The following is an 18,137-nucleotide window of genomic DNA, read 5'->3' as shown; positions in this document are numbered from 1 at the left end:
CTCTATTAAATAAAAAACACTTATGCGTAAATTAGTAACCCTTTACTTCCTCTTTATTTTATCTTTTTCATTTGGTCAAAATTTTGATGAACAATGGAAGGAAGTTTACAAACATGAATTAGAAGGAAAAATCCAATCTGCTCAAAAAGAGGTTGAGGAAATTTACAAAAAAGCTAAAAAGAAAAACAACGAAATACAAATCGTTAAATGTTTTTTCTATCTATCAAAATTTGAACAAGTTTTTGATGAGAACGCTCAATCTAAGATTATTTCTAATTTAAAGAAGGAAATTAAAGATGCTAAACCGGTTTCAAAAGCACTGCTAAATTATATTTATGCGACTATTTTACAAAATTATTTTCAACGCTATTCCTATAGTATTGATGAAAGAACAGTATTAGATAATCAAAAAAATACTGATTTTTTATCATGGACATCGATTGATTTTACTACTGAAATTGATGAAAAAATGAATGCTTGTTTGCAAGATGAAAAACTTCTTCGGGATACATCGCTCGAATCTGTCAAAGAAATTTTTGAAATCTCACCCAGCACCGATGCAAAAAATTATAATTTATATGATTTTTTAGTTGATAAAAGCATAACACATTTTAAACCAAAAGTAAATAGTTGGGAATTTAAAAATCAGAAAACTGAAACAGACTTATTTGAAAATTTATATGCTGAAACAAAAAAATTTATTGCTTATAAAACATCTAAATCAGAGAATATCGATTTACAAAAATTCATTGAAATTTTACAAAATAATGAACGTTTTTATCTAAAAAATGACTTAGAAAAAGCAAATTTAGCTTATTTTGAAAGATTAAAATATGCACATTCAATTTATGCAGACCATGAAATATATTTGAAAAAAATTATACAATTAGAAAAAAATACTTCTAACGCATTTTTAAAACAATCGTTAAGAGTTGAAAGAATTAAAAATTATTACAGTCAAACCTCGAAATACACAAAAATCAATAAGTATAAAGAGGCACTAGCCCTAATTGATACAGTTTTAAATGCAAAAAACAGCCCCAATGCCTTAGCAGAAGTAGAAATAATTCAGAATAAAATTTTAAGTAAATCGTTATCAATTAATCTACAAAAATCAATTTATCCTAACCAAAACAATCGTGCTTTTGTAGAGTTTAAAAATATAGATTCGGTTAAGGTAAGCTATTATCGATTTCCTGTGAAACAAAATTATTTATTAGCTAATTCATACAATTATAATCAAGAATTCAATCGAAAAATAAACAAAGATTCCCTAATACTCAATTTTATACTTCGAAACAAACCCGTAAAAAGCTTCACTCAAAAATTACCTACTACTGCTGATTATTTCAATCATTCTACTGAAATTCTTTTAGAAAAAATGGATGTTGGAAACTATTTGGTTTTTATAGAAACTCCAAATGATACCATCAAAAATAAAAATGCTTACACCTATGAAAACCTTCAAGTCACAAACTTTTTTGTGGTAGAAGATCAAAATGAAAAACACAATTCATTTTATATTTTAGATAGAAAAACAGGAAAACCAATCGCAGATGCAAGTATTAAAAATGAAGACGAAACAGTTTATACAAACAAAGAAGGTAAAGCACAATTTAAACTGAAAAAACACATTAAAAATAAAATTTACGATAATGATGTTTTGGTTATTAAAGAGCAAGACACCCTATTACAAAAATACAAACGAACTTTTATTTATGAAAAAGAGGAAGACGAAGAAGATGATTATGAAAATTTCGATGCCAGAGTAATGGTTCATTTTGACCGTGCCATTTATCGACCGGGACAAAAAATGCATTACAAAGGAGTTTTAATTCAAAATAAAGACAATGTAAAAAGTGTTGTTCCTTTTGCAAGTGTGCATGTGGAAATTAAAGCTGTTAATGGAACGAAGTTAAAAGAATTTGATGTTCAAACAAACGAATTTGGTTCGTTCTCAGGAGAATTTGACATTCCAAAAAACACGTTGGCCGGGGATTTTTATCTAACTGTGGATGAACCTAATAACGATAAAGTTGATTCAAAATATTATGACAAAAAAGAAGAAGAACACAAGTTTTGGGATTATGTTGATTTTAATGAGCATAGTTTCAGTTTTAAAGTTGAAGAATATAAACGACCAACTTTTGAAGTAAATTTTGATGAAATTAAAGAAAATTACACGATTGGAGATTTAATAAAAATTAGTGGAAATGCAAAAGCTTTGGCAGGAAACAATCTAACGAATGCGAAAGTTGCTTATACCGTTTCAAAAAATACAGGTGCAAAAGATAGTTATTACTCTAGTGAGGATGACTATATAAACTCTGAAACAACTACAGATGAAAATGGAAATTTTACCATTCAATTTCCTGCTGTGGAAGAAGGTGTTTCAAATGATAATATCACAATGATTAGATATAATGTCAAAGTTGATGTTACAGATATTCAAGGCGAAACAAGAAGTGCCTCAGAATATTTTAAAGTGGGGAAAGAAATGTTAGATTTAAAATTAATTTTAAACAGTAATTTAATAAAAGAAGATGAAAACAAATTAATTATAAAAAGCACAACTTTAAATAATTATCGTATTGATGCAAAAGGCGAAATTAAAATTTATGAAATACAGCAAAAGAAATTTTTAAAGAACCGGTTATTTGGAATTCCAGAAATCGAACTAGTTGAGAGAGTTGAATTTGAGCAACTTTTTCCCCACGAACCGTTTGATCAATCGGTTCATGAAACAAAGGAAGTTTTAGTAAAAACAATTTCATTTGATACCAAAATTAGCAAAGACATTTCTTTAAATTTTTTAAAAACTTTTAAAAATGGAAGTTACAAAGTGGTCGGCGAAGCCTATGATGTTAAAAACAATTACATAAGAATTGAAAATTATTTTGATTTAAATTCAAAAATAAATCCTTATTCGGAGAGTGAATTATTTACTTTCAACGACATTTCCAAACCAAACGAAACCTTTTTTGCAATTGAAATCCAATCGATTATTCCTGATTTATGGATAACCGCTCGATTTTATGGTGAAAACAATGTACCGGAAAACGAACAAGTTATTCAATTAAAAAATGGAAAAGCAACTTTTAAATTCAATAAAAAATCGGAATATAAAACAGATATTTATTTTCATTTTTCTTCTGTATGGGAAAATAGTTCAGCTATAAAAACTCATACCATTGATAAAGAAACAATTGAATCCAAATTAAATTTTGAAATTATCAGTCTTCGAAATAAAATCGAACCCGGAAGTTTGGAAAACTGGTCATTTAAAATTACTGATCAAAAAATTGAAAGCGAAGTTTTAGCTAGCATGTATGATAGTTCGTTGGATCAATTTGCTACGGGGGGTTGGTCAGGTGTTTATTTTTCTAATCATTCAAACCGTCCAAATTTTCCAAATTTGAATTTCTACAATATTAGCCATAAAACAATCAAAAATTTAGGAAGAGATTTAAAATATAATTCCCAGTACATTCAAAACCCTCAAATTAATTGGTTTGGTTTTAACTTCAATGAGCCAAAAAATAGTCATGTTTTAAAAACATATTTAAATAAAATTAAACCAGTTACAGAAACACCTAAAAATGCTAAATATATTTCAGGAGTTGTATTTGAATCAGGACTACCACTTCCGGGAGCTTCTGTTCTGGTTAAAGGAACAAATCGTGGAACAACTACAGATTTTGATGGCAACTTTAGCATAGAAGCAGCAAAAGGAGAAGTGTTGGCGATTCATTATGTTGGCATGAAATCGGAACATGTTCAAATTGATAAAAATAGAGTTTATGAAATTGAGTTAGAAACGGATGTTTTTTTAGATGAAGTCGTGGTAGTTGGTTATAATTCAACTAAAAAAAGTACGCTGGCTTATTCAACTGCTGTGATTAACAATGAGATTGAGAAAGTTCCAATAGCATATTTAGATGAAATTTTACAAGGTAACGTAACTGGTTTGACTGTATCAACTGGTTCCGGTCAACCTGGGTCTTCGGTTAGCGTAAGGATTAGAGGCACATCATCATTATCTGGCACTAGAAATCCATTATATGTAGTTGACGGAGTTCTAGTTGATGATGAAACTTTCACAAAACTTCTAGCAGAAAATGTAGCCTCCATGAGTATTTTAAAAGATGCTTCTGCTACCACATTATATGGTTCAAGAGGTGCAGCGGGAGTGATAGTTATCACTACTAAAAACTCCTTAAAAGAACTCGCTCAAGTAAAAACCCGAACCAATTTTAATGAAACAGCCTTCTTTTATCCACATTTAAAAACAGACTCTGATGGAAAATTTAGTTTCAATTTTACGAATCCTGAATCATTAACAAGTTGGAAATTGCGTTTATATGGTCATAATAAAAAAGCAGAATCCGGCTATTTTGAATCGACTATAATTTCTCAAAAAGATGTGATGGTTCAAACTAATATGCCGCGATTTGTGCGAGAAAAAGATACCATTTCAATTTCTGCTAAAGTGGTCAATATGACAAATGAGACAAAATCAGGAATTGCAATGTTAATGCTATTTGATGCCACTACTATGAAAGCAATCGACAGCATCGCATTAAACAACAATAACACACGAAATTTCGATTGCAAACCAAAAGAAAGTGTTCCGGTAACTTGGAGAATTACAATTCCGGAGGGGTTGCAAGGTTTACAGTATAAAATTGTAGCAAAATCAGGTAATTTTTCGGATGGTGAAGAAAATATTCTTCCAGTTTTAAGCAATAAAATTCTAATCACCGAAAGTATTCCGATTTGGGTGAAAGGAAATTCTAAGAAAGAATATGTTTTTGAAAACTTAAAAAACAATTCCTCTGAAACTTTAAAAAGTCATCAATTTACATTGGAATATACTTCCAATCCAACTTGGTTGGCGTTGCAATCACTTCCCTATTTGATGGAATTTCAACATGAATGTGCAGAGCAGACTTTTTCAAGGTATTACGGAAATTTCATTGCCACAGAAATCATCAACAGCAACCCAAAAATTGCTGCTTTATTTGAAACATGGAAAAAGAATCCAACATCCGTTTCAAAATTAAATCAAAATGAAGAACTCAAATCCATTGTGTTAAACGAAACGCCATGGCTTTTGGATGCAGAAAGTGAGGAATTGAAAAACAAACGATTGGCTTTGCTCATGGATTTGAATAAGATGAAAGAATCACAAGAAAATACATTTAAAAAATTAGAAGAAAAACAATTGCCATCTGGTGCATTTCCTTGGTTTGATGGTGGTGATGAAAATATGTTTATCACACAACACATCGTTGCCGGGCTGGGTCATTTAGGAAAATTATTTCCTGGGAACATTTCCAAATTTGAAAAAATTACATCCAAAGCGGTTCCACATCTTGATGCTAATTTTATCAAAAACAGTACTTTAAAAAATGAACGTATAAACTATTATACCTATTCCAATTTACATTATTTATATGCTCGAAGTTTTTATATTGAAAAAATGCCTGTTTCAAAGAAAATTGACTCTATTATTACTATTCAGAAAGTAGAATTCAAAATGAATTGGTTACAGTATTCGTTATACAAAAAAGCACTTTTGGCTTTAACGATGCATCGTTTTGGAGACAAAAATTTTGCTGAAAAAATTATAACGAATTTAAAAGAAACAGTTGCAAGAAATGATGATTTTGGTATGTATTGGGTTGAAAATAAAAACGGATATTATTGGTATCAATCGGCAATTGAAACACAAGCTTTACTAATTGAAGCTTTTGCTGAAATTGAAAAAGATAAAAAATATATCGATGAAATGAAAGTTTGGTTGCTTAAACAAAAGCAATTACAAAATTGGCCAACTACAAAAGCTACTACTGAAGCAGTTTATGCTTTATTATTACAAGGAAGAGATTGGACAAATAGTTTAGACAACACAAAATTCAAAATTGGTAACGAAAAAATATTGACCAAAAAATTATCTGAAAAAGATAAAGAAGCAGAAACAGGTTATATCAAAATGAATTGGAATGCAGAGGAAATTACTAAAGAAATGGGTTCTATTTCCGTTGAAAACAAATCGGCTGTAGCTGGATTTGGTGGTTTATATTGGCAATATTTTGAGAATTTAGAAAACATCAAATCAGACAGTACAGCGGTTTTATCCATTACTAAAAATTTATATAAAAAAGTAAAATCTTCTGATGGAGATAAATTACTTGAATTGAACAAAGAAATAGTAAAACCAGGGGATTTAATTACGATTAGATTAATTTTAAAAACTGAAAACGATCTCGAATTTGTTCACTTAAAAGACTTGAGAGCTTCGAGTTTTGAACCTGTTGATGTGATTTCGAAATATGAGTGGAAAGATGGTTTACATTTTTATCGTAGTACAAAAGATGTTGCTACACACTTTTTCTTTGACACAATTAAGAAAGGAACTTATGTTTTGGAATACGATGTTCGCATCAATCACTCCGGTAGTTTTATTGACGGAATTTCAACGTTGCAAAGTATGTATGCTCCTGAATTTTCTGCTCATTCTATAAGTACCAAAGTAAAAATTGAGTAATTCATAAATTTAATAATAAAAAAATCTGCTCCATTTCTGAAGCAGATTTTTTAATTGAATTAATATTAATCCTTATTTAACGATAGTTAACTCGTCAATAATATGTTTTGCTCCGGCATATTTCTCGATAATGAATAATACGAAACGGATATCTACATTAATTGTTCTTTGTAATTTGTCATCAAAAATAACGTCGCCAGCCATCGCTTCGATGTTTCCGTCAAATGCTAATCCGATTAATTCTCCTTTTCCATTCAATACCGGAGAACCTGAATTTCCTCCTGTAATATCGTTATCTGAAAGGAAATTTACCGGCATATATCCAGCTTTATCAGCATATTGACCGAAATCTTTTTTGTTATACAAATCAATCAAAGGTTGAGATAAATCAAACTCTGGATCACCTGCTTTGTGCTTTTTCACCATTCCTTCCAACGTTGTATAATTGTTGATTTTTGCATCGTTTCTCTTATCTGCCGGCAATGAACGAACTTTTCCATAAGACAAACGCAATGTTGAATTGGCATCCGGATATAAAATCGGACTTAATTTCGATTCTTGTAAACCAGCCACTAATTTTCTGAAACCTGATTGGTATTTTTCTTCAGCAGCTTTTAACTCGTCCGATTTTTTGTTGTAATGGTCTAATAAATCCGAAGACAATTTGTACAATGGATCGTTATTGATTAATTCTACATTCGGAATTTCTAAAAAGGCTAATAAACGTTCTTTTGAAGTAAATAAACTTAAATCAATTGCATTTGCAGCATATTTTGCCAAATCGGTTTTGTTTGCTACTAATTCTGCAACGCTTGGAGCCAATGCATAACCTTTTCCTTTATCTGCATAAAGTGATAATTGACCAGCCATTACGTCTTTTTCAACAGGCAAATAAACGGTTTCAAATGTTCCTTCAATCATTTCTACTAAACGAGGTTTCATTTGCGTTCTTTGAGCAGCATCTGCTTTAGCATAATTGGTAAGTTGCGTTCCTAAACGACCAGGTAAAACTCCAAAAGCAGAACCACGTAAGAAAGTCATCAAATAATTATCGTGCTTTGCTTTTTCATTTGTTAAAGCATAATAAGCGTTGATGTCTTTTATAACTGTTCCGTATTTTTCTTTGTTTGCTTTGCTATTTGCCCATTTATCAAATTTCTTTTCAACTTTTCTTTTAGAATCAGCTGTTTTAAATTGAGAAAGAGCATCAATCATTCCTTGTCTGTTTTTCCAGTAATTGGCGATTGAAGCATATTTTGAAGCATATTTTAAACGAACTGCATCGTCTTTATCCATATGCGTTTTCATTTTGTCCATCGACATTTTTGAACCTTCAACCCAAGCAGGATAGGCATATTTTACGTTTTGCTCAATTCCTTCAGCCGGCATCCAACGGTTTGTACGACCCGGATAACCTAAAATCATTGCAAAATCATTTTCCTGAACACCTTTTAAACTGATTGGTAAATGGTGTTTTGGTTTTAATGGAACATTGTTTTCTGAATAGGTAGCAGGACTTCCGTTTGCATCAGCATATACTCTGAACAAAGCGAAATCTCCTGTGTGACGAGGCCACTCCCAGTTGTCTGTATCACCCCCAAATTTTCCAATGCTTTCTGTTGGAGTTCCAACTAAACGAACATCGGTAAAATCTTCATACACAAAATAGTAATATTCATTCCCTTGGAAAAACGGACGAACAGAAACAGTATATTTCCCTCCACCATCATTTTCTTTTTGAATTTTTGCTGTTTCCTGATTGATTGCCGCTTCACGTTCTGCTTCGGTCATTTTATCATTTACAACACCTAAAATTCGTTTGGTTACATCGTCCATACGTACGAAAAAACGAACGAACAAACTTTTTGGTTTTAATTCGGCTTTGCGGTTTTGAGCCCAAAATCCATCCCTTAAATAGTTGCTTTCAGGCGAAGATAATTCAGCAATTGCATCATATCCACAGTGGTGATTGGTTAAAACCAAACCGTCTTTGGAAATCATTTCTGCCGTACATCCACCATTAAATTGAACGATTGCATCTTTTAAACTGGAATTGTTAACGCTATAAATTTCTTCTGCGGTTAATTGCAATCCCATTTTTTGCATATCACGTTGATTTAGACGTTGAATATGCATCAAAAACCACATACCTTCGTTAGCAAAAACGGTTGCCGGAGCAAAAGCGATTAATGCCACAAAACTTAAAATAATTTTTTTCATTTTTTGATTAATTTTTAATGTTTGCGAATATACTTTTTTTTGTGTTTTCCCACTTGATTTTTGACTTAAAAACTACAACGATATCGTATTTTTTAACTTAATTTTTAGAATTCCATAAAAAAAGCATCCGATTAGGGATGCTTTTGTAAGAAATATATAATTTTTAATTATTCTTCGTTCAACATTTTCCACAACATATCTTTTAATTCCTGTAAACCTTGTTGGGCAACAGAAGATATGAAATGATATTTCACTCCTTTGAACTCTTTTTTCATTTGTTTTTCAAGTTCTCCTTTTAGTTCATCATCCAACATATCGCATTTGGAAACAACTAAAATTCGGTCTTTATCCAACATTTCAGGATTGTATCGACGAAGTTCATCCAACAAAATTTCGTACTCTTTTTTGATATCCGCAGCATCGGCAGGAACTAAAAACAGTAAAATTGAATTTCGTTCGATATGACGTAAAAAATAATGTCCAAGTCCTTTTCCTTCGGCAGCACCTTCAATAATTCCGGGAATATCGGCCATTACAAACGATTGAAAATCTCTGTATGACACAATTCCTAAATTAGGTTTTAACGTTGTAAATGGATAATCTGCAATTTTTGGTTTAGCCGAAGTCATCACCGAAAGTAACGTTGACTTTCCAGCGTTTGGAAAACCTACTAACCCAACATCGGCTAAAACTTTTAATTCTAACGTCACATCGACTTCTTCCACAGGCATTCCGGGCTGAGCATAACGTGGTGTTTGATTGGTTGACGAACGAAAATTCCAGTTTCCTAATCCGCCTTTTCCACCTTTAGCGATGATTTTAACTTCATCGTGCTCGGTAATTTCAAACAAAATTTCCCCTGTTTCTTGATCGCGAACTACTGTTCCCAGTGGAACTTCAACAAATTTATCTTCTCCATCGTGTCCGGTACTTCTTGAGCTTCCACCATCACCACCGTGTCCGGCACGAATATGCTTAACGAATTTCAAATGAAATAATGTCCAAAGACTTTTGTTTCCTTTTAAATAAACGTGACCACCTCGACCACCATCACCACCATCGGGACCACCTTTTTCAATGAATTTTTCACGGTGAAGATGCGATGAACCCTTCCCACCTTTTCCGGATGAAACATATATTTTTACGTAGTCTACAAAATTTCCCTCTGTCATTTTTTCTATTTTCTGTTGTCGGTTGTCTGCAATCTGTTATCTGTTATCTGAAAATTAATTAACTGATTACAAAAACTGAAAACCGACCACTAATTCTTTATTCTTTTAAGTTATTGATTAGGATTTTATCAATTTTAACGCCATCCATATCAATTACTTCAAATTCCAGTTTGTTCCAAATTAATTTTTGTCCTTGTTTTGGAATATTTCCTAATTCGGTGATGATAAATCCGCTTACTGTTGTTACATCATAATCGTTAATATGCTCATCCATATCAAAATAAGTTAAAAAGTCGTGAAGCGAATAATGTCCGTCAACTAACCAACTTCCGTCTTCACGAGAGACTAATTTAAATTCTTCTTCATAAAAATCGGACGCATCTCCAACCAACGCTTCTAAAATATCATTCAACGTGATTATTCCTTGAAAAACACCGTGTTCATCAACAATTAACGCATAATGGACTTTCGATTTCTTAAAAATTTCAAGAGCCTTGTAGGCAGATGTATGTTCAATTAAATAAACAGGTTCTTTAATTATTGCTTTTAAATCAAATTCACCTTTTTCAAAAATTGTAAACAAGTCTTTTAGTAATACGATACCCTCTAATTCATCCAAATTCTCTTTACAAACCGGATAAAATGAATGTAAATCCTCTAATACTTTTGCTTTTAATTCACTCATCGAATCATTTAATGAAAGATAATCAACCGAAGAACGATGTGTCATTAACGAGTTCACTTTTCGATCACCAATATGAAAAACACGTTCAACAATGTCTTGCTCAATTTCCTGAACTTCGCCTACTTCTGTACCTTCTTTAATTATTGCTTTTATTTCTTCTTCTGTTACTTTTCCGTCAGCGTTAGGTTTGATTCTGAATAAATCTAAAATAAATTCAGTAGAAATCGTCAAAAGCCAAATGAACGGAGCTGTAATTTTTGATACAATTTTCATCGGAACAGCCACTGCTTTTGCGATTGTTTCAGGATAATTTAAACCGATTCTTTTTGGAACTAATTCACCCAAAACGAGTGAAAAGAAGGTCAAAACAACAACAACAATTCCAACCGCGATAGAATCCGCATACGGTTTTAAAATTTCAAAACCGGCTACAAATGTTTTTACATCAGTTGTAATTTTATCACCCGAATAAATACCGGTTAAAATCCCGATTAACGTGATTCCGATTTGAACGGTTGACAAAAATTTATTGGGAGAATTCGCCAAATCCAATGCTACTTTTGCGGCAGGATTTCCTTTTTTAGCGGCAGTTTCTAAACGACTTTTTCTAGCTGAAATTAGTGCAATTTCGGACATCGAAAAAATACCATTCAATAAAATTAAAAATAAAATTATTAAAATTTCCATATGTGTTATTTACCAAAAAAAGAGCAACAATTCCGATGAACCGGATGAAGCTCCTTTTAATTTTGCAAATATCTAAAAAAAACAGCACTAATTTGCCAATTTTTAGATAAATAAGTATTTATTTCAAGTTATCGAATACAAAATTCAATCGTTCGTTTACTTCTGTAATTGAACCTATTCCGTCTACCGAATGAAATTTACCTTGTTGATTGTAATATTCCATTAACGGAGCTGTTTTTTCATTGTATTCTTGGTAACGATTTCTAATTTTTTCTTCGTCCTGATCGTCTGCTCTTCCGGAAGTTATTCCTCTTTTTAATAAGCGTTGAACCAAAATTTCATCATCAGCTTCTAATGCTACCGTTGCTGTAATTTCTTGATTTTTAGATTCTAAAAAAGCATCCAACGCTTCGGCTTGAGCAATTGTTCTTGGGAAACCATCAAATAAAAATCCGGCAGAATCTGGATTATTATCTACTTCGCTTTGCAACATTTGAATGGTCACTTCATCAGGAACTAAATCGCCTTTGTCCATAAATGTTTTGGCTAATTTCCCTAAATCGGTGTCGTTTTTAATATTGAATCGAAAAATATCTCCGGTTGATAAATGCGTTAAATTGTATTTTTCTTTTAAAAATTCAGCTTGTGTGCCTTTTCCTGCACCCGGTTTTCCGAAAAGAACGATGTTAATCATTTTAATGTGGATTGTTAGATAGTTAGATTTTTAGAGTTATTCTGCAAGTTGATATACGTCTGGCAAATTTCTGCCCAAACCATCATAATCAAGACCATAACCTACGATGAATTTGTTTGGAATTCGAATTCCGACATAATCAATTTTGATGTCTTTTTTGTATGCATCCGGTTTCAAAAACAAAGTGGCAATTTTTAGATGTTTTACATTTTGATCTTTAAAAATTGATTTTAATTCTTCGATTGTGTTTCCTGTATCGATGATATCTTCAACAATGACAACCGTTCTACCTTCTAAATTTTGGTTTAAACCGATCAATTGTTTTACTTCATTGGTGGTTTGCGTTCCTTCATAAGAAGTCATCTTTACAAAACTTACTTCACACATTCCACGATATTCTTTCATTAAATCGGACAAAACCATAAAAGCTCCGTTTAAAACTCCAACAAAAACGGGCACTTCATCAAAAAAATCATCGTCCATTTGTTTGGCTAAATTTTTAATTGCAAAATTTAATTCTTCCGAAGAAATAAACGGTACAAATGTTTTGTCGTGAAGGTGTATCATAGTTGTGGTTTTTAATAAAGTGCAAATTTAAGGAAGTCTTCAGTATTACGAAGTAAGAATTCCGACTTTTTTGTAAAATTGGTATATTTACCGAATGAATTCAATGATATATCAAAAAATAGAAGGAAGCACTGCTCATGTGAAAAGCCGAGTTATGGTGAGTAATTTTGCCATGAAAAGTGAAGAAAATTTGAAAGAATTGATTTCGATTGCTTTTGATATTTCGCATGAATTACACGTCAAAGCCTTTTGGAGTTTGGATTTGGTAGGTGAAAAAAAGTTGAAATTGCTAGTTCCTTATATTGATGAATTTTGCGAAGTGTTACCTAAAATCAAAAATGATTCTTCGTTGCGACCTGCCACTCGAATTGCAATGTTTTTAACTAAAAGCAATCATCGAAAAAACGGAATTAATTTGACCAAAGAGCAAGAACACATTCTGATTGAAGCGTTGATTGACCGATTAATTCAAGACGAAAAAGTAGCTTCAAAAGCATACGCAATGAAAGCATTATTTGTTTTAGGAAAAAAATATGATTGGATTTATGAGGAATTAAAACCAATTTTAAGTCAGGATTATTCAAATCATTCTGCGGGTTATAAGGCGGCGGCGAGGAATATTTTGAAACGACTGAAATAACTTTTCATTCAATAAATTGTTACTTATCTTTGCCCAAACAACAACACAATGAACTACTTTTCATCCGATTTTAAATTAGGTATTTTGGGAGGAGGCCAATTAGGCAAAATGCTTTTGGCTGAAACTCGAAAATTTGACATACAAACTTTTGTTTTAGATCCAAGTCCGGAAGCTCCTGCACAATTTGGTTGCAATCAATTTTTTGAAGGAAGTCTGATGCATTTTGAAACCTTATATCGTTTCGGTAAAATGGTTGATTTATTGACGATTGAAATTGAAAATGTAAATTTGGAAGCACTTGTTAAATTGGAAGAAGAAGGTTTACCGATTTATCCTTCCCCAAAAACATTGCATCAAATTCAAAATAAAGGAAGACAAAAGGATCATTATGCGGATAATGACATTCCAACTTCAAATTTCAAACGATTTGTGAGTTTAAAATCATTATTGGAATCCATCAAAAAAGATGAAATAGATTTTCCTTTCGTATGGAAATGTGCTCAATTTGGTTATGATGGAACCGGTGTAAAAATTTGTCGTTCTGCGTTAGATTTGGTTAAACTTCCTGATGTAGAATGCATTGCTGAAGATATGGTTCCGTTTAAAAATGAGTTAGCTGTGATCGTGGCTCGTTCCGTTTCGGGCGAAGTCAAAACATATCCTGTGGTGGAGATGGAGTTTCACCCTGAAGCCAATCAAGTAGAATATGTGATTTGCCCAGCTCGAATTGACGATAAAGTGGCTCAAAAAGCTCAAGAAATTGCGTTGAAAGTTTCCGAATCATTCAATCATGTTGGTTTATTAGCGGTAGAAATGTTTCAAACCGAAAATGATGAAATTTTAGTCAACGAAGTAGCTCCACGACCCCACAATTCTGGACATTACAGCATTGAAGCTAGTTATACTTCGCAATTTGAAAATCATCTTCGTGCCATTTTAGATTTACCTTTGGGAAATACAGCTAGCAAAGTTGCCGGAATTATGGTAAATTTGGTGGGTGAAGAAGGTTTCTCCGGTCAAGTAGTTTATGAAAACATCGAAAAAATTATGTCGATTGATGGAGTAACTCCTCATATTTACGGCAAGAGAGAAACACGACCTTTCCGCAAAATGGGTCACGTAACGATTGTGAATGAAGATATGGTGGCAGCGAGAAGAGTTGCGGAGGAAGTGAAGAATAGCATAAGAGTAATCAGTGGTCAGTCACAGTAATCAGTTTTAAAGACCAAATTAACTTGAAACATTAAACTTGAAACAAAAAAACCAATGAGCAAAGTAGCCATCATCATGGGTTCCATCTCCGACATACCGGTCATGCAGGAAGCCATCGACATCTTAAAAGGATTTGACATAGAAACAGAAGTCGATATCGTTTCGGCACACCGAACACCGGAAAAATTGTTTGATTTTAGTAAAAATGCTCACACGCGTGGCATTTCGGTCATTATTGCCGGAGCCGGTGGTGCTGCACATTTACCGGGAATGGTTGCTTCGATGTCGCCGTTGCCTGTGATTGGCGTTCCGGTGAAATCAAGTAATTCAATTGATGGTTGGGATTCCGTTTTGTCGATTTTGCAAATGCCGGGCGGTGTTCCGGTAGCGACTGTCGCTTTGAACGGAGCCAAAAATGCCGGAATTTTAGCTGCACAAATTATTGGAAGTCACGATAAATGTGTGCTGGATAAAATTATTTTTTATAAAGAAAGTTTGAAAGATGCAGTTTTAAAAGCTTCGGAAGGATTGAAAAAATAATTATCTTTGATAAAAATGAATATGGATATTAAAACTTCAAAAATAGAATTGGCAAAGGTTATCTTAGATCTTGAAAACCCTGCATTGATTGAAGAAATTATTCATTTAATTCAATCAAAATCTACTTTGGCCGAAAAACAAAAATCGGCTATTGATGAAGCTCTTATTTCTCTTGAAAAGAACGAAGGAATTGCTCATAATATGGGGATGGAAGAAACTAAAAACCGCTATTCAAAATATTTTAGTTAGATAATATCACTACTAATTTATTAAAACATAAAAAAACGGACAATTCGTAATTTGTCCGTTTTTTTTAAAATATATTTTGAATAAAATCTATTCCTCCTCCAGTTCTTCTTCAAAAACGATATCGGCTTGGTATTCTCCTTTATCAAAGTCGGATTTAGAAAGCCAATATTCCGAAGTGATTAATTTGTATTGGTTTGAACCTAATGATTCCAATCCCCACACAATATCATTGGCTTCCGGAAAAGGTTTGTTACCTGAAAGTTGTTCGGGAAATAAACGTTTTAACAACGCACTTTCGCCTAAACCTTGAGCTAGAATTTTCAGGATTTGTTCGTTACCTAAATCGCTTTTATCGTCTTCATTATCAGCGATAATCTCACAGTTTAAAATCGTAGCCGTTGCATTCGGAAATTTTCCGTTGTAAGCTAGATACAATAATTGATTGATGTGAAATAAAGGTTCGTGCAAATCAATTTCAGGATATTCTTCACAAACTTTATCCAAAAGCATATCGTTTGAAATTTGGGAAATCTGACCTTCGTTTAATTCCTCGCTTAATTTATAAGTCAATAAAATAACCGCCGCATCGGTTGGTTCTTCATCGGTGATGGCCATTTTCAAATATTCCAAAAGGTTTTCTTTTGCAATTGTTTGAGGGTTTGGAAAATTAAATATTTCCAATAATTTTAAATAATCTTGTTCGTTCCAGTATTCCGGAATTTCATTTACATTCAAAATGCTATTAATCGTGACGTTGTATTTCATTTTTTAAATTCAATTAATTGAAAAGGTAGTGAAATTTAATGAGGAAAGCTAATTATTCTAAAATAAACCCTAATTCATCGATTGATAAAACGTATCGAAATCCGTACTTTTGAAAAATAAAAAATTGAACTTATGTTGACCGAAGTATTTCAAACCAAACACAACACCGCACCTTTTTCACAAATAAAATTAGAAAATTACAAACCGGCTTTTGAAAAAACGATTGCAAAAGCAAAGGCAGAAGTTGACGAAATCATCAACAATTCTGAAACGCCAACTTTTGAAAATACGATTGAAAGATTAGATTTTTCAGGTGAAGCGTTAGATCGATTATCGTCGATATTTTTTAATTTAAATTCGGCTGAAACGTGTGATGAAATGCAAAAAATTGCTCAAGACGTTTCGCCTTTATTAACCGCTTTTAGCAATGATATTTCGTTGAATGAAGATTTGTTCAAACGTGTAAAAGCTGTTTATGATCAAAAAGACAGATTGACTTTAACGACTGAACAAGCAACTTTGTTAGATAAAAAATTCAAAGGTTTTTCACGAAATGGAGCATTACTTTCGGAAGAAGATAAACTGAAATTACGTGAAATTGACACTGAATTAGCCAAATTAAAATTGACGTATGGCGAAAATGTTTTAGCCGAAACCAACAATTATCAATTGCACATTACCAACGAAGCTGATTTAAAAGGTTTGCCTGATGGGACGAAAGAAATGGCGGCAAGTTTAGCCAAATCGAAAGGAATGGAAGGATGGGTTTTCACGTTGGATTTTCCGAGTTATTTGCCGTTTGTGACGTATGTTGAAAACCGTGAATTGCGAAAAGAAATCGCCATTGCTGCCGGAAAAAAAGCCTTTCAAAATAATGAATTTGACAACAAAGAAAATGTAAAACGAATTGTAGAATTACGTCATAAAAGAGCTAATTTATTGGGTTATGAATCGCATTCGCATTTTGTTTTGGAAGAACGAATGGCTCAAAATCCGGAAAAAGTGAAATCATTTTTGAATGATTTGTTGGAAAAAGCCAAACCTGCCGCTCAAAAAGAATTTGCTGAATTGACGGCTTTTGCGAAGGAAATTGATAGAATCGATCAGTTAGAAAAATGGGATGGAGCGTATTATTCTGAAAAATTAAAACAGAAATTATTTAGTTTGGATGATGAATTGTTGAAACCCTATTTCAAATTGGAAAATGTGTTGAACGGAGCTTTTACGATTGCTGAAAAATTATTCGGAATTAGGTTTAAAGAAGTTTTTGATATCGATACATACCACAACGATGTGCAAACTTTTGAAGTGTTGGATTTTCAAGATGAATTAGTTGCTGTTTTCTATGCTGATTTTTTTCCAAGAAAAGGAAAACGAAATGGTGCTTGGATGACATCTTTTAAACCGCAATATAGTAGAAATGGTGTGAACGAAAGACCGCACGTTTCGATTGTGTGTAATTTTACGCCACCGTCAGAAACTAAACCTTCCCTCCTAACCTTTAATGAAGTGACGACATTGTTTCACGAATTCGGTCACGCGTTGCACGGTATGTTGGCGAACACGACGTATCCGAGTTTATCGGGAACTTCGGTGTATTGGGATTTTGTGGAATTACCAAGTCAAGTGATGGAAAACTGGTGCTACGAACCGGAAGCGTTGGCTTTGTTTGCGAAGCATTATTTAACGGACGAAGTGATTCCGCAACAGTATGTGGAAAAAATCAAGGAAAGTGCGAGTTTCTTGGAAGGAATGGCGACGATGCGTCAGTTGAGTTTTGGGTTGTTGGACATTGCCTATCACGCCAAAGTACAAACGATTGCTGATGTAAAAGCATTTGAAAAAGCCGCATTTGAAGGAACTTCTTTGTATCCGGATGTGGAAGAAAATTGCATGAGTACGTCTTTTTCGCATATTTTTCAAGGTGGCTATTCGTCTGGTTATTACAGTTATAAATGGGCGGAAGTTTTGGATGCCGATGCGTTTGCTTATTTTCAGGAAAAAGGGATTTTTAATCAAGAAGTTGCCACAAAATTTAAAGACAACGTTCTATCAAAAGGGGGAACAGAATTACCGATGGAATTGTATAAAAAATTTAGAGGTCAGGAACCGAAAGTGGAGGCATTGTTGAAGAGAGCGGGGTTGGTAAATTAATT

12 protein-coding genes are annotated in these 18,137 nt (G+C 32.8%); 6 read left to right on the top strand and 6 right to left on the bottom strand.

The window, feature by feature from the left end:
* Positions 1–22: 22 nt before the first annotated feature.
* Positions 23–6,550: a carboxypeptidase-like regulatory domain-containing protein gene (locus B4N66_RS11820; protein WP_291095034.1), complete on the top strand. Its 6,528-nt coding sequence runs from the start codon at positions 23–25 to the stop codon at positions 6,548–6,550.
* A 72-nt stretch (positions 6,551–6,622) separates the two neighbouring features.
* Here B4N66_RS11820 and B4N66_RS11815 read toward each other — a convergent pair whose 3' ends face one another.
* The 5 genes from B4N66_RS11815 to hpt all read right to left on the bottom strand — a co-directional run bounded on the left by B4N66_RS11815 (position 6,623) and on the right by hpt (position 12,575).
* On the bottom strand, positions 6,623–8,770 hold the full coding sequence (locus B4N66_RS11815) for a S46 family peptidase (protein ID WP_291095032.1): 2,148 nt from the start codon (positions 8,768–8,770) through the stop codon (positions 6,623–6,625).
* A 167-nt stretch (positions 8,771–8,937) separates the two neighbouring features.
* A complete protein-coding gene (gene obgE, locus B4N66_RS11810; RefSeq protein ID WP_291095030.1) occupies positions 8,938–9,942 on the bottom strand; it encodes a GTPase ObgE in 1,005 nt (334 codons plus the stop codon).
* Between the two features lie 97 nt (positions 9,943–10,039).
* The gene (locus B4N66_RS11805; protein ID WP_299518002.1) at positions 10,040–11,263 is read right to left on the bottom strand and encodes a hemolysin family protein; all 1,224 of its coding nucleotides are present in this window, start codon (positions 11,261–11,263) and stop codon (positions 10,040–10,042) included.
* 169 nt (positions 11,264–11,432) lie between these two features.
* On the bottom strand, positions 11,433–12,008 hold the full coding sequence (locus B4N66_RS11800) for an adenylate kinase (RefSeq protein WP_291095026.1): 576 nt from the start codon (positions 12,006–12,008) through the stop codon (positions 11,433–11,435).
* A 36-nt stretch (positions 12,009–12,044) separates the two neighbouring features.
* The gene (gene hpt, locus B4N66_RS11795) at positions 12,045–12,575 is read right to left on the bottom strand and encodes a hypoxanthine phosphoribosyltransferase (RefSeq protein WP_291095024.1); all 531 of its coding nucleotides are present in this window, start codon (positions 12,573–12,575) and stop codon (positions 12,045–12,047) included.
* A gap of 94 nt (positions 12,576–12,669) precedes the next feature.
* On the opposite strand from hpt, the gene B4N66_RS11790 reads away from it, so the two are divergent.
* From B4N66_RS11790 to B4N66_RS11775, 4 genes are read left to right on the top strand one after another with little or no spacing between them, the layout of a single operon-like run.
* Positions 12,670–13,215 carry a hypothetical protein gene (locus B4N66_RS11790; protein WP_188362703.1) on the top strand — a complete coding sequence of 182 codons (546 nt, stop codon included), beginning with the start codon at positions 12,670–12,672 and terminating at the stop codon, positions 13,213–13,215.
* A gap of 48 nt (positions 13,216–13,263) precedes the next feature.
* Positions 13,264–14,427: a 5-(carboxyamino)imidazole ribonucleotide synthase gene (locus B4N66_RS11785; protein WP_291095020.1), complete on the top strand. Its 1,164-nt coding sequence runs from the start codon at positions 13,264–13,266 to the stop codon at positions 14,425–14,427.
* Between the two features lie 54 nt (positions 14,428–14,481).
* Complete coding sequence (purE, locus tag B4N66_RS11780; protein WP_291095018.1) at positions 14,482–14,967, top strand: 5-(carboxyamino)imidazole ribonucleotide mutase; 486 nt, start codon at positions 14,482–14,484, stop codon at positions 14,965–14,967.
* 15 nt (positions 14,968–14,982) lie between these two features.
* A complete protein-coding gene (locus B4N66_RS11775; protein WP_291095016.1) occupies positions 14,983–15,216 on the top strand; it encodes a hypothetical protein in 234 nt (77 codons plus the stop codon).
* Between the two features lie 87 nt (positions 15,217–15,303).
* Here B4N66_RS11775 and B4N66_RS11770 read toward each other — a convergent pair whose 3' ends face one another.
* Complete coding sequence (locus B4N66_RS11770) at positions 15,304–15,981, bottom strand: hypothetical protein (protein ID WP_291095014.1); 678 nt, start codon at positions 15,979–15,981, stop codon at positions 15,304–15,306.
* 132 nt (positions 15,982–16,113) lie between these two features.
* Here B4N66_RS11770 and B4N66_RS11765 point away from each other — a divergent pair, with 132 nt between their 5' ends.
* Positions 16,114–18,135 carry a M3 family metallopeptidase gene (locus tag B4N66_RS11765; protein ID WP_291095012.1) on the top strand — a complete coding sequence of 674 codons (2,022 nt, stop codon included), beginning with the start codon at positions 16,114–16,116 and terminating at the stop codon, positions 18,133–18,135.
* Positions 18,136–18,137 lie beyond the last annotated feature (2 nt).

Source organism: Flavobacterium sp. UBA2787, from assembly GCA_002352205.1.
Classification (GTDB): Bacteria; Bacteroidota; Bacteroidia; order Flavobacteriales; family Flavobacteriaceae; genus Flavobacterium.
This window is presented reverse-complemented; position numbering and strand designations above follow the sequence as displayed.